Below are 12,231 nucleotides of genomic sequence, written 5' to 3' on the forward strand. Positions count from 1 at the left end.
ATGACCGACAACACCACCGGCACCCACGGTGCCGTCCTCGAGGACACCGCACCCGACGGGGACCGCCCCCTGGTCGAACTCCGCGGCGCCGGCAAGTCCTACGGCAACATCCGCGCCCTGCACGGCGTCGACCTCACCGTCCACCCCTCCAGGGTGACCTGCGTCCTCGGCGACAACGGCGCCGGCAAGTCCACCCTCATCAAGATCGTCTCGGGGCTGCACCAGCACACCGAGGGCGAGTTCCTCGTCGACGGCGCACCGGTGCGGTTCTCCACCCCGCGCGAAGCGCTCGACAAGGGCATCGCCACCGTCTACCAGGACCTCGCGGTCGTCCCGCTGATGCCGGTGTGGCGGAACTTCTTCCTCGGCTCCGAGATGACCAAGGGCCCCTGGCCCGTCCGCCGCCTCGACATCGACCGCATGAAGAGGACGGCCGACGAGGAACTGCGCAACATGGGCATCGTCCTGGACGACCTGGAGCAGCCCATCGGCACGCTCTCCGGCGGCCAGCGCCAGTGCGTCGCCATCGCGCGCGCGGTCTACTTCGGCGCCCGCGTGCTGATCCTGGACGAGCCGACGGCCGCCCTCGGCGTCAAGCAGTCCGGCGTGGTGCTGAAGTACATCGCCATGGCCCGCGACCGCGGCCTGGGCGTCATCTTCATCACCCACAATCCCCACCACGCCTACATGGTCGGCGACCACTTCAGCGTGCTGCGCCTGGGCACCGTGGAACTGTCCGCCGACCGCAGCGAGGTCGGCCTCGAGGAACTCACCAACCACATGGCGGGCGGCGCCGAACTGGCCGCCCTCAAGCACGAGCTGGCGCAGGTCCGCGGCGTCGACACCGAGGAGCTGCCCGAGGAGGGCGCCCTCCAGGCCCCCGCAGCCGTCACTCCGGAAGGAAAGTCCTGACATGGCCCTCGCGCTCGACCGCATCCGGGTCGGCTCCGCCCCCGACTCCTGGGGCGTCTGGTTCCCCGACGACCCGCAGCAGGTGCCCTGGCAGCGCTTCCTCGACGAGGTCGCCGAGGCCGGCTACTCCTGGATCGAACTCGGCCCCTACGGCTACCTCCCCACCGACCCCGCCCGCCTCACGGACGAGGTGAACCGGCGGAACCTCAAGGTCTCCGCCGGCACCATCTTCTGCGGCCTGCACCGCGGCCCGTCCGAGTGGGACTCCACCTGGGAGCAGGTCAGCCGGGTCGCCGCGCTCACCCGGGACATGGGCGCGAAGCACCTCGTCGTCATCCCGTCCTTCTGGCGCGACGACAGGACCGCCGAGATCCTGGAACCCCCGGAGCTCACCACCGAGCAGTGGGGCCACCTCACCAGGGGCATGGAACGCCTCGGCCACGAGGTGAAGGAGACCTACGGCCTGGACATCGTCGTCCATCCGCACGCCGACACCCACATCGACACCGAGGAGCACGTCGAGCGCTTCCTCGACTCCACCGACTCCGGCCTGGTCAACCTCTGCCTGGACACCGGCCACTACGCCTACTGCGGCGGCGACAGCGTCAAGCTGATCGAGACCTACGGCGAGCGCATCGGCTACCTCCACCTCAAGCAGGTCGACCCGGAGATCCTCGCCGACGTCGTCGAGAACGGGATCCCGTTCGGGCCGGCCGTGCAGCGCGGGGTGATGTGCGAACCGCCCGCCGGCGTCCCCGAGCTGGGGCCGGTCCTCACGGCCGCGCAGAAGCTGGGCGTGGACCTGTTCGCCATCGTCGAGCAGGACATGTACCCCTGCGAGCCGGACAAGCCGCTGCCGATCGCGGTGCGCACCCGCAAGTTCCTGCGCTCCTGCGGCGCCTGACGACCCGGAGGGGAGGCGAGAGCCATGAACCGGCGCGCACCGCTGGGAATCGCCGTCATCGGCACGGGCCGCATGGGCGCGGACCACGTGCGCCGCATCGACCGGGTGGTCAACGGCGCACGGGTCACCGCCGTCGTGGACGTCGACGCCGAACGGGCGAAGGCCGTCGCCGCGGGCGTCGACGGCTGCACCGCCCACACCGACCCGGCCGCCGCGATGGCGGCGGCCGACGTCGACGCCGTGCTCATCGCCTCCCCGGGACCGGCCCACGAGGCCGCCCTGCTCACCGCGTTCGAGCACGACCTGCCCGTCCTGTGCGAGAAGCCCCTCACCCCCGACGCGGCCTCCGCCCTGCGCGTCATGGAAGCCGAACAGGCCCTCGGCCACCGCCGGGTCCAGGTCGGCTTCATGCGCCGCTACGACGCCGAGTACGTGAAGCTGAAGGCGCTGCTGTCCACCGGCCGGCTGGGCCGCCCGCTGATGCTGCACAACCGCCACCGCAACGTCGCCAGCCCGCCCTTCTTCACCAGCTCCATGCTGATCAGCGACTCCGTGGCCCACGAGGTCGACGCCACCCGCTGGCTCCTCGGCCACGAGATCACCGCCGTCACCGTCCTGCGCCCCACCCCCTCCTCCGGCGCCCCCGAGGGCCTGAGCGACCCGCAGTTCGTCGTCCTCGAGACGGACGGCGGCGCCCTCTCCGACGTCGAGATCTTCGTCAACTGCGGCTTCGGCTACCAGGTCCAGGCCGAGGCGGTCTGCGAACGCGGCACCGCCCGCATCGGCGACGGCCACGCCCTGGTCACCCACACGGCCGGCCACTGGGGCGGCACCATCGCCCAGGACTGGACCGAACGCTTCGCCCAGGCCTACGACGACGAGCTCCAGGCCTGGGTCGACGCCACCCGCCGCGGCGAGGTGACCGGTCCCGGCACCTGGGACGGCTACGCCGCGGCGGCCGTCTGCGAGGCGGGGGTCCGCGCACTGGAGGCCGGCGGCCGGGTGGAGGTCGACCTGGTGGAGAAGCCGGCGCTGTACCGGTGACACAGCGCGGTGCGGCCGCCTCGTCCGGGGCGGCCGCACCGCGTGCCGGTGCGGCCGGGGCCTCAGCCGCCGAGCGCGGTGCGCGGGCGCGGGCCGAGTCCGGCCGCCTCGTAGCAGGCGTCGATCAGCCGCATGGTCGTCAGGGCGTCGTCCGCGTCCAGGGGCAGGCCGGCTCCCCCGCGGACCCGGGCGGCGAACGCCTCCAGCTGGTACGTGTACGACGAGCGGGTGCCGAGGCGCTCGGTGCGTTCGCCGTCCGGGGTGCGGACGACGACACGGTCGTCCGTCTGCGGGAGCACGAAGTTCGGGGCGGTCGCCTCGCCCCGGCTGCCGACGACGCGGATGCTCATCTCCAGCCGGTCGTACGCCATGTGGCAGCGGGCCGTGCCCGTCGCGCCGCCCGGGTACTCCAGGTCGGCGTCCAGCCACTCGTCCACGCCCGGCGCGCCCGCCCGTTCGCCGGCCCGGGCGGAGAGCGGGCGCGGTGCTCCGCCCGCCCACGGGGCGAGCACGCGCAGGGCGTGCAGGCTGTAGCAGCCGAGGTCCATCAGGGCGCCGCCGGCCAGCGGGAGGGACCAGCGGGGGTCGTCGGCGTCCGGGGCCGGGATCGCCACCAGCGCGTCGACGTGGCGGAGTTCGCCGAGCTCGCCGGAGGACAGCAGCTCGTGCAGGCGCCGGGTGACCGGGTGGAAGAGGTAGTGGAAGGCCTCCATGAAGACCGCGCCGGACCTCGCCGCCGCGTCCCGCACCTCCTGCGCCTCCTGCGCGTTGCTCGCCGACGGCTTCTCCGTCAGGACGTGCTTGCCGGCCGCGAGGGCGGCCAGGTTCCACGGGCCGTGCAGGCCGTTCGCGAGCGGGTTGTAGACGACGTCCACCTCGGGATCGGCCAGCAGCTCGGCGTACGAGCCGAGGACCCGCTCCACGCCGTGCGCGGCGGCGAACGCCTCGGCCCGGGAGCGGTCGCGGGCGGCCACCGCCACGAGGCGGTGGCCGCCCGCCCGGGCCGGGCCGACGAGGGAGCGCTCGGTGATCCGCGCGGCTCCCAGGATTCCGATGCGCAGGGGTTCTGGGCCCGGTCCGCTCATGCCCGGCGTACCTCCTGAAGGGTGACGGGACGGTGCTCGTGCAGGGACAGTGTGCACGCCTCGGCGATCCAGCCCGCCTCCAGGGCGTCCTCGACCGTGCACGGCGAGGGGCGGGAGCCGGCCACGACCTCGGTGAACGCGGTCAGTTCGGCGCGGTAGGCGGCGGCGAAGCGGTCCATGAAGAAGTCGTGCGGGATGCCCGCGGGGAAGGTCGTGCCCGGCTCCACCGACCGCAGGGGGAGCTTGTCCTCCAGGCCGACCGCGATGGAGTCCGCGAAGCCGTGGATCTCCATGCGGACGTCGTACCCGCGCGCGTTGTGGCGGCTGTTGGAGACCACCGCGATGGTGCCGTCGTCCAGGGTGAGGATCGCTCCGGTGGTGTCGGCGTCGCCCGCCTGCCTGATGTGGTCGGCGCCCCGGTTGCCGCCGACCGCGTACACCTCGGTCACCTCGCGGCCGGTCACCCAGCGGATGACGTCGAAGTCGTGCACCGCGCAGTCGCGGAAGATGCCCCCGGACGCGGCGACGTAGGCGGCCGGCGGGGGCGCCGGGTCCAGCGTCGTCGAGCGGACGGTGTGCAGCTCGCCCAGCTCCCCGGCCCGCACGGCAGCCCGCGCGGCCACGAACCCCGCGTCGAAGCGCCGGTTGTAGCCGATCTGGATCGGCACGTCCTTGCCCCCGACCGCCTTGAGGACCTCCACGCCCTCGGCCATGGTGCGGGCGACGGGCTTCTCGCAGAACACCGGGACGCCGGCCTCGACGCAGGCGAGGATCAGCCCCGGGTGGGCGTCGGTCGCCGCGGCGACCACCACGCCGTCCACGCCGGCCGAGAGCACGGCCTCGGGGGAGTCCGCGACCTCGGCGCCGAACCGTTCGGCGGCGGCCTTCGCGGCGTCCGCGAACGGGTCGGAGACGACGAGGGACTCGACGGCGTCGAGCCCGGAGAGGGTCTCGGCGTGGAAGGCGCCGATGCGGCCGAGGCCGAGGATTCCGATGCGCATGGGGATGCTGCTCCTTGGTGCGGGGGCGTACGAGCGGGAAGAGGGGAGAGGGGGTCAGTCGAGGCCGCCGAGGACGTTCTGGTCCCAGTCGATCACGGAGCCGGTGACCACCCCGGAGCGGTCGGAGAGCAGCAGGACCACGAAGTCGGCGATCTCGTCCGGTTGGCCGAGCCGGCCCATCGGCAGCCGCGCGGCGGCCCGTTCCCGCCAGTCGTCCCCGGCGCCGTGGAAGGCGCGCTGGGTCGCGTCCTCGCCCTCGGTGGCGGTCCAGCCGATGTTCAGGCCGTTGATCCGGACGCGGTCCCAGCGGTGGGCGTGCGCCGCGTTGCGGGTCAGGCCGATCAGCCCGGCCTTCGCGGCGACGTACGGCGCGAGGAACGGCTGCCCGCCGTGCGCGGACGAGGTGATGACGTTGACGATCGTGCCGGGCTCCCCGCGCCGCACCATGTCCGCGACGGCGGCCTGCATCGCGAAGAACGGGGCCCTGAGGTTGATCGCGACGTGCTGGTCGAACAGCTCGGGCGTGGTGTCCAGCAGGGTGCCGCGCGAGGTCAGCCCCGCCGAGTTCACCAGGCAGTCCACCCGGCCGTGCGCCTCCACCACCCGTGTGACGGACGCCTTGGCCTGCTCGGCGTCCGCCAGGTCGGCGCGGACGAACACCGCCTCGCCGCCCGCGGCGGCCAGCTCGGCCACCAGGGCCTCACCGGGGCCGGGGCGCCGGCCGGTGACGGCCACGACCGCCCCCTCGCGGACCGCGGCCCGCGCGACGGCGGCACCGACGCCCTGGCTGCCGCCGTTGACGAGGACGACCTTGTCGTCGAGGAGTCCCATGGTTCCTCCGGTTCCTTCCAGGGCTCTCAGCTCCCGCACCGGTTCCGGCGCCGCTCGGCGCCGGCCCGCAGTTCGTCCCGCAGGGTCCGCTCGGTCCACCCCTCGCGCAGCGCCCGCCGTACGACGTCGGCCTGCGAGGGCGGGGCCAGGCCGTCGACCGGCGGGTCGGCGTCGAGGTCGGTGGGGAAGGGGTAGCCCTCGGCGCTCGCCGCGATCACGTTCTCCAGCCACCGCTCGTCGGCGCCCGCGGCCCTGCGCGCCACCAGCACCGGGTAGACGGCGCCCACCACGGCCGCGCGGTCGACGCTCTCCATCGCCCGGCCGAACGCGGACGACACCTGGAGCAGGTTGGCCATGCGCCGGATGTCCGCCGAGTGGTTGGCGCCGGCGGCGTGGAAGAGGGCGGGGTTGAAGAAGACCGCGTCGCCCTTGGCGAGCGGGAGCTGCACGTGGTGCTCCTCGAAGTACGCCCGGAACTCCGGCAGCCGCCAGGCGAGATAGCCCGGCTCGTACTTCTGGGAGTGCGGCAGGTAGAGCGTCGGGCCGGACTCCACGGGCATGTCGCAGTGCGCGACCGCGCCCTGGAGGGTGAGCACGGGGGAGAGGCGGTGCACGTGCGCCGGGTAGGCGGCGGCGACCCCGGCGGAGAGGAAGCCGAGGTGGTAGTCGCGGTGCGCGGTCTGCGCGGCACCGCCCGGGTTGACCACGTTCACCTGGGAGGTGACCTGGTAGCCGGGGCCCAGCCAGGCCGAGGAGACCAGGGCGATCACGTCGTTGGCGTAGTAGTCGGCGAACGCCTCGGGGTCGTGCAGGGCCGCCTTCTCCAGGGCGTTCCACACCCGGTCGTTGGCGCCCGGCCTGGCGAAGTGGTCACCGGCGGTGGTGCCCGAGGCGCGCTGCCGCGCGATCAGGGCGTCGAAGACGGCGGAGGTCCGGTCGACCACCGCCGGGTCGGGGAAGGCGCCGCGGATCACCACGATGCCGGGGCCGTCGGCGAGGGCGCGCACCAGCTCGGCCCGGACCGCGCGGCGGTCGGCGAGGACGAGCCGCTCGGCGTCGTACAGGGGCACGTTCCGCTCGACGGCGGAGCAGTGAGGGTGGTCGGCGGGGTCGGTCGTCCGCTCGACCAGCGCGCGGAAGGCGTCCAGGTCGCAGTCCCGCTCGGACAGCCAGGAGGCGGGTGCGGGGGCGGTCCGCGCCGGAGCGGCGGCGGTGGAGGCAGGGGGGAAGGACATCCTCGTCCTTTCGGGTCACGGAGCGACTCGGCTCTGTCATTCTTGTCAGTACAAACCCTTCGAACAACCAGCAGGAAGCCGTCAAAAAACCCTCAGGAGCCGACGCATGGGCCACCCCTTCCCGATCCGGGAGATCGCACGTCAGGCAGGGCTGAGCGAGGCCACCGTCGACCGGGTCCTCAACGGCCGGGGCGGCGTGCGGGAGAGCACCGCGCAGGAGGTGCGCCGGGCGATAGCCGACCTGGACCGGCAGCGCACCCAGGTCCGCCTGGTCGGCCGGACGTTCATGGTGGACATCGTGATGCAGGCGCCGGAGCGGTTCTCCACCGCCGTCCGCGCGGCCCTGGAGGCCGAACTGCCGTCCCTGCACCCGGCCGTGGTCCGCTCCCGCTTCCACTTCCGAGAGACGGGTCCCGCGCGGGAACTGGTCGCCGTCCTCGACCGGATCGGCCGGCGCGGCTCGCAGGGGGTGATCCTCAAGGCCCCGGACGTCCCCGAGGTCACCGCCGCCGTCGGGCGGCTCGCGGCGGCGGGCGTCCCGGTGGTGACGCTGGTGACCGACCTGCCCGCGAGCGCCCGGATCGGTTACGTCGGCAGCGACAACCGCGCGGCCGGCGCGACCGCCGCGTACCTCGTGGGGCAGTGGCTCGGCGACCGTCCCGGCCATGTGCTCACCAGCCTCTCCAGCGGTTTCTTCCGCAACGAGGAGGAGCGTGAGATGGGCTTCCGCGGCGCCATGCGCGCCCGGCACCCCGAGCGCACCCTCGTCGAGATCGCCGAGGGGCAGGGCCTGGACGCCACCCAGTACGACCTCGTCCGGGCCGCCCTGGACCGCGACCCGGACATCCGCGCCGTCTACTCGATCGGCGGCGGCAACATCGCCACCCTGCGCGCCTTCGAGGACGCCGGGCGCGAGTGCGCCGTGTTCGTCGCGCACGACCTCGACCACGACAACACCCGGCTGCTGCGCGAGCACCGGCTGTCCGCCGTGCTCCACCACGACCTGCGCCACGACCTGCGCGAGGCCTGCCACCTGGTGATGCGCGCCCAGGGGGCGCTGCCGCCCGCCGGCCCCACCCTGCCGTCCGCGATCCAGGTGGTGACCCCCTACAACATGCCGTCCGGCCCGGTGGCCGGGTGACGGGCCGCGCCGAAGGGAGCGCGGTCCGGGCGTGTATCCGCCTCCGGCGGGCCGGGGCTGCCTACCGTCGTGCGCATGAGGAATCCGACCCCGGAAGGCGGGCCCGAGCGGCTGGTGGCCCTCGCCGACGGCGTGTTCGCCATCGCCATCACCCTGCTGGTCCTGGACTTCTCCGTGCCGCAGGGGCTGGACCCCGAGGAGTACCGCGACGCCCTGCACGAACTGCTGCCCAACCTGGGCGCCTACGGGATCAGCCTGGCGGTGCTGGCCGGCTTCTGGCGCGAGCACCGCGTGCTCTTCCGCACCGTCCGGGAGGTGGACGGACAGGTGATCTCGCTGACCGTGCTCGGCCTGGGCATCGCGGCACTGCTGCCGTTCCCGACCACGCTGATCTCGGAGTACGGCGACCAGAGCGTCTCGGTGGTCGTCTACTCGGCGGCGGTCGCCTCGCTCGGCGGCGTCCACCTCGCGCTGGCCCTCCTGCTCGCCGGACGCCCCTGGCTGCACGGTGAGGCGGCCCCGGGCCGGGACGTGACGCTCTCCACCGCCGATCTGAGCTCGACGGTGGTGGTGTTCCTGGTGACCATCCCGCTGGCCCTGCTGGTCGGCCCCGCCGCCATGTGGTGGTGGCTGGTGCTGGTGCCGGTCAAGGTCTGGCTGGGCCGCCGGGAGGCCGCGGCCCGCTGAACCGTCACGCGGGAGCGTCCACCGTCACCCACGCCCCGCTCCCGGCCGACCGCACCATCGCGTCGAGCGCGGCCGCGCTGCGCACGGCGTCCGCGAGGGTGGCGCCGTGCGGGACGCCCTCGGCGACGGAGCGCAGGAAGCGGTACGCCTCGACGACCTTCAGGTCGTCGTAGCCCATGGCGTTCGCGGCGCCCGGCTGGAAGGCGCCGAACTCGCCGTGGCCCGGGCCGACGTAGAGGGTGCTCACCGGCTGGTCCTGGTAGGACGTGCCGCGGCTGACGCCCAGTTCGTTCATGCGGCGGAAGTCCCAGAACACCGCGCCCTTCGTGCCGTGCACCTCGAAGCCGTAGTTGTTCTGCTCGCCGACCGAGACCCGGCAGGCCTCCAGCACCCCGCGCGCGCCGGAGGCGAAGCGCAGCAGGCAGCTCACGTAGTCCTCGTTCTCGACCGGGCCGAGTTCGCCGCCGGTGGCGCGGGAGTGGCCGGCCGTGGCGCCCGCGGGGCGGGCCCGCTCGGGCAGGAAGACCGCCGTGTCGGCGGTCAGCGAGGCGATGTCGCCGAGCAGGAAGCGGGCCAGGTCCACGCCGTGCGAGGCCAGGTCGCCGAGCACCCCGCTGCCGCCGCGCTCCCGCTCGTACCGCCAGGTCAGGGCACCCTCGGGATGGGCGGCGTAGTCGCTGAACAACCGGATGCGCACATGCGTGACCGCGCCGATGCCGCCGGAGGCGATCAGGTCCCGGGCCGCCTCGACGGCGGGCGCGTTGCGGTAGTTGAAGCCGACCGCGCCCTGGACGCCGGCCCCGGCGACCGCGTCCGCGACCGCGCGGGCGTCCTCGTGGTCCAGGCCGACCGGCTTCTCGATCCAGATGTGCTTGCCCGCCTCGGCCATCGCGACGCCGATCTCGCGGTGCAGGAAGTTCGGGGCGGTGATGCTGACGGCCTTCACCCTCGGGTCGGCGGCCACCTCGCGCCAGTCACGGGTCGCCGAGGCGAACCCGAACTGCCGGGCGGCCTCCTCGGCCCGCCCCGGCACCGCCTCGGCGACCGCGACCAGCTCCGGACGCAGGGCGAGCTGCGGATAGTGGTGCGTCACGCGCGCGTACGCCTGGGTGTGCACCCGGCCCATCCAGCCGAATCCGACGACGGCGACACCGAGCGTATCCACCATGAGAGCCCCTCTTTGGACCGCTCCAGAACCTGTCCACGTCACCCTGAGCGCCCACGAGCGGCGGTGTCAAGGCTTTGACAGGCGGGCGGGCGGCGTGGAACGGTCCATCCCATGAGACCGCCGACGATCCGCGACGTGGCCGAACGGGCCGGCGTGTCCAAGTCGCTGGTCTCGCTGGTGCTGCGCGGCTCGGAGCAGGTGCGCCCGGAGAAGCGGGAGGCCGTGCTGCGGGCCGCGCGCGACCTCGGCTACCGGCCCAACGCCGCCGCCCGCAGCCTGAGCGAGAAACGCACCCGCACCGTCGGGGTCCTCCTCAACGACCTGCGCAACCCCTGGTTCGTCGACCTGCTCGACGGCCTGAACTCCCTGCTGCACGCGGGCGGTCTGCGCATGCTGCTCGCCGACGCCCGCCTCAACCGCCGCACCGGCCAGGACCCGGCCGACCCCTTCCTCGAACTCGGGGTCGACGGCCTGGTCGTGGTCGGCACGCTGCCCGACCCGGCGGCGCTCGAAGCGGTCGCCGCGCGGATGCCGGTGGTGCTGGCGGGCGCCCGGGAACCGGTGCCGCCCGGTGTGGACGTGGTCGCGGGCGACGACGAGCGCGGCGCCCGGCTGGTCACCGAGCACCTCGTCGGGCTCGGCCACCGCCGCATCGCGCACATCGCCGGGTACGGCGCCGTGGGCGAGCTGCGCCGGCGCAGCTTCGAGGCGACGATGCGCCGGCACGGCCTGGCGGACCGTGCGGTGGTGGAGGCCGGCGACATGACCGAGGAGGGCGGCTACCGCGCCACCGTCCGGCTGCTGAACCGCCCCGACCGCCCCACCGCCGTCTTCGCCGTCAACGACATCGCCTGCGTGGGAGTCCTGTCGGCGGCCGGGGAACTGGGGCTGCGGGTCCCGCACGACCTGTCCGTGGCCGGTTACGACGACACGAGCATCTCCCGGCTGCGCCACCTGTGGCTCACCACCGTCGACAACGCGGGCCACGAGGTCGGCCGCCGGGCCGCCCGTCTCCTCCTCGACCGGCTCGAGACGCCCGGCGGGGCCGGGGAACTCCACCTCATCGCACCGACGCTGGAGATCCGGGGGACCAGCGGTCCCCTCCGCACGCCCCGGCCGGGCGGGTGAACCGGACGCGGAGACCGGCCGCCGCCGGGGCGGGCACCGGGTGACCCCGCCGGCGGCCCGTGCGGCTTCGGCGGCGCCGCGGCCCCGCTGATCGTGACGGCGCCCGCCGGGGACGACGGCGCCACGGCGGGCGGCTGGTCCATGAGCGGCACGGCGCCGTTCCCCCTCCTCCGCGTCCTGGCCCCGGCCGGGGCCGACCGGCGCGACCCCGACGCCGTCCGGCCGTCCCGGCCGTCCCGGTACGGCCGGGGCCCGCCCCTCACCGTCCCCGGCGCCGGGCGGGCCCCGGCCGCCGGATCCCCTGTTGCCCACGAAGAAGCGAACGAAATTGTTGACAATTTTGTTTCGCTGGATTTACGTTCGACAGGCACTCACTCAGGGAGAGCAACGATGCCGAACCAAGCCCGTCCGAGCACCGGGGAGCAGGCCAAGCAGCACGCGCTCGCGCGGCTGCGGCAGGCGATCCTGCACGGCGAGATGGCACCGGCCCAGCGGCTGGTGGAGAACGAGCTCGCCGAGCAGTTCGGTGTGACCCGGGCCAGTATCCGGGCGGCACTGATCGAGCTGGAGGCGCAGGGACTGGTCGAGCGGATCCGCAACCGTGGTTCACGGGTGCGGGTGGTGACCGTGGAGGAAGCGGTCGCCATCACCGAGTGCCGGATGGTGCTGGAAGGACTCTGCGCGGCGAAGACGGCCGCGGCGGCGACCGACGGGCAACTGGATGAACTGGCCGGACTGGGCTCGGCGATGACCAAGGCCGTGGCCGGCGGTGAACCGCTCACCTACTCGGAACTCAACCACGAACTGCACGCCCGCATCCGGGAGTTCTCCGGACAGCGGACGGCCGTGGAGCTGCTGGAGCGGCTCAACGCCCAACTGGTGCGTCACCGCTTCCAGCTGGCGCTGAGACCGGGGCGGTCGCAGCAGTCCCTGAACGAGCATCTGGCCATGATCGAGGCGATCAGGGCCAGGGACCCGCAGGCGGCCGAGGAGGCCGTCCGCGCCCACCTCGCCAGCGTGATCGAGGCGCTGCGCGGCTGACGCGGCCCACCGGCACGCGCGGGGCGGGCGCCCACCTGTCCTCAAGGAGATCCG

Annotated in this window: 12 protein-coding genes; 7 read left to right on the forward strand and 5 right to left on the reverse strand. The window is 73.8% G+C overall.

Annotated elements, in window-relative coordinates:
* Genes GL259_RS33210 through GL259_RS33220 form a run of 3 tightly spaced genes read left to right on the forward strand, consistent with a single transcriptional unit; the run spans position 1 to position 2,860 of the window.
* Complete coding sequence (locus GL259_RS33210; RefSeq protein ID WP_159536962.1) at positions 1 to 912, forward strand: ATP-binding cassette domain-containing protein; 912 nt, start codon at positions 1 to 3, stop codon at positions 910 to 912.
* 1 nt (position 913) lies between these two features.
* Entirely contained in the window at positions 914 to 1,816 is a 903-nt protein-coding gene (locus tag GL259_RS33215) for a sugar phosphate isomerase/epimerase (RefSeq protein ID WP_159536963.1), read from the forward strand.
* A 24-nt stretch (positions 1,817 to 1,840) separates the two neighbouring features.
* Positions 1,841 to 2,860: a Gfo/Idh/MocA family oxidoreductase gene (locus GL259_RS33220; RefSeq protein ID WP_159536964.1), complete on the forward strand. Its 1,020-nt coding sequence runs from the start codon at positions 1,841 to 1,843 to the stop codon at positions 2,858 to 2,860.
* 62 nt (positions 2,861 to 2,922) lie between these two features.
* Here GL259_RS33220 and GL259_RS33225 read toward each other — a convergent pair whose 3' ends face one another.
* The 4 genes from GL259_RS33225 to GL259_RS33240 are packed head-to-tail and all read right to left on the reverse strand — an operon-like array spanning position 2,923 to position 7,012.
* The gene (locus GL259_RS33225) at positions 2,923 to 3,945 is read right to left on the reverse strand and encodes a Gfo/Idh/MocA family oxidoreductase (RefSeq protein WP_159536965.1); all 1,023 of its coding nucleotides are present in this window, start codon (positions 3,943 to 3,945) and stop codon (positions 2,923 to 2,925) included.
* Positions 3,942 to 4,946 (reverse strand): Gfo/Idh/MocA family oxidoreductase, encoded by a 1,005-nt coding sequence (locus tag GL259_RS33230; RefSeq protein WP_159536966.1) that lies wholly within the window; start codon positions 4,944 to 4,946, stop codon positions 3,942 to 3,944. The genes GL259_RS33225 and GL259_RS33230 overlap by 4 nt, the downstream gene beginning before the upstream one ends.
* Positions 4,947 to 5,000: 54 nt before the next feature.
* The gene (locus GL259_RS33235) at positions 5,001 to 5,777 is read right to left on the reverse strand and encodes an SDR family oxidoreductase (RefSeq protein ID WP_159536967.1); all 777 of its coding nucleotides are present in this window, start codon (positions 5,775 to 5,777) and stop codon (positions 5,001 to 5,003) included.
* 26 nt (positions 5,778 to 5,803) lie between these two features.
* Entirely contained in the window at positions 5,804 to 7,012 is a 1,209-nt protein-coding gene (locus GL259_RS33240) for a phytanoyl-CoA dioxygenase family protein (RefSeq protein ID WP_159536968.1), read from the reverse strand.
* A 106-nt stretch (positions 7,013 to 7,118) separates the two neighbouring features.
* Between GL259_RS33240 and GL259_RS33245 the strand changes: the two genes are divergently transcribed.
* Entirely contained in the window at positions 7,119 to 8,153 is a 1,035-nt protein-coding gene (locus GL259_RS33245; RefSeq protein ID WP_159536969.1) for a LacI family DNA-binding transcriptional regulator, read from the forward strand.
* Positions 8,154 to 8,228: 75 nt separating this feature from the next.
* Positions 8,229 to 8,840, forward strand: a complete 612-nt coding sequence (locus GL259_RS33250; protein WP_243762459.1) for a TMEM175 family protein — start codon at positions 8,229 to 8,231, stop codon at positions 8,838 to 8,840.
* Positions 8,841 to 8,844: 4 nt separating this feature from the next.
* On the opposite strand, the gene GL259_RS33255 is transcribed toward GL259_RS33250, so the two are convergent.
* Positions 8,845 to 10,008, reverse strand: a complete 1,164-nt coding sequence (locus GL259_RS33255; RefSeq protein ID WP_159536970.1) for a Gfo/Idh/MocA family oxidoreductase — start codon at positions 10,006 to 10,008, stop codon at positions 8,845 to 8,847.
* A gap of 111 nt (positions 10,009 to 10,119) precedes the next feature.
* Here GL259_RS33255 and GL259_RS33260 point away from each other — a divergent pair, with 111 nt between their 5' ends.
* Both GL259_RS33260 and GL259_RS33265 read left to right on the forward strand, forming a co-directional pair.
* Complete coding sequence (locus GL259_RS33260; protein ID WP_159536971.1) at positions 10,120 to 11,136, forward strand: LacI family DNA-binding transcriptional regulator; 1,017 nt, start codon at positions 10,120 to 10,122, stop codon at positions 11,134 to 11,136.
* 390 nt (positions 11,137 to 11,526) lie between these two features.
* The gene (locus tag GL259_RS33265; RefSeq protein WP_159536972.1) at positions 11,527 to 12,177 is read left to right on the forward strand and encodes a GntR family transcriptional regulator; all 651 of its coding nucleotides are present in this window, start codon (positions 11,527 to 11,529) and stop codon (positions 12,175 to 12,177) included.
* Positions 12,178 to 12,231 lie beyond the last annotated feature (54 nt).

Origin of the sequence: Streptomyces sp. Tu 3180 (genome assembly GCF_009852415.1) — a bacterium.
Taxonomy (GTDB): Bacteria; Actinomycetota; Actinomycetes; order Streptomycetales; family Streptomycetaceae; genus Streptomyces.

What these genes read in the sequence shown, in the direction of transcription:
- GL259_RS33210 (WP_159536962.1), top strand. Translation starts at nt 1, where the DNA reads ATGACCGACAACACCACCGGCACCCACGGTGCCGTCCTCGAGGACACC.
- GL259_RS33215 (WP_159536963.1), top strand. Translation starts at nt 914, where the DNA reads ATGGCCCTCGCGCTCGACCGCATCCGGGTCGGCTCCGCCCCCGACTCC.
- GL259_RS33220 (WP_159536964.1), top strand. Translation starts at nt 1,841, where the DNA reads ATGAACCGGCGCGCACCGCTGGGAATCGCCGTCATCGGCACGGGCCGC.
- GL259_RS33225 (WP_159536965.1), bottom strand. Translation starts at nt 3,945, where the DNA reads ATGAGCGGACCGGGCCCAGAACCCCTGCGCATCGGAATCCTGGGAGCC.
- GL259_RS33230 (WP_159536966.1), bottom strand. Translation starts at nt 4,946, where the DNA reads ATGCGCATCGGAATCCTCGGCCTCGGCCGCATCGGCGCCTTCCACGCC.
- GL259_RS33235 (WP_159536967.1), bottom strand. Translation starts at nt 5,777, where the DNA reads ATGGGACTCCTCGACGACAAGGTCGTCCTCGTCAACGGCGGCAGCCAG.
- GL259_RS33240 (WP_159536968.1), bottom strand. Translation starts at nt 7,012, where the DNA reads ATGTCCTTCCCCCCTGCCTCCACCGCCGCCGCTCCGGCGCGGACCGCC.
- GL259_RS33245 (WP_159536969.1), top strand. Translation starts at nt 7,119, where the DNA reads ATGGGCCACCCCTTCCCGATCCGGGAGATCGCACGTCAGGCAGGGCTG.
- GL259_RS33250 (WP_243762459.1), top strand. Translation starts at nt 8,229, where the DNA reads ATGAGGAATCCGACCCCGGAAGGCGGGCCCGAGCGGCTGGTGGCCCTC.
- GL259_RS33255 (WP_159536970.1), bottom strand. Translation starts at nt 10,008, where the DNA reads ATGGTGGATACGCTCGGTGTCGCCGTCGTCGGATTCGGCTGGATGGGC.
- GL259_RS33260 (WP_159536971.1), top strand. Translation starts at nt 10,120, where the DNA reads ATGAGACCGCCGACGATCCGCGACGTGGCCGAACGGGCCGGCGTGTCC.
- GL259_RS33265 (WP_159536972.1), top strand. Translation starts at nt 11,527, where the DNA reads ATGCCGAACCAAGCCCGTCCGAGCACCGGGGAGCAGGCCAAGCAGCAC.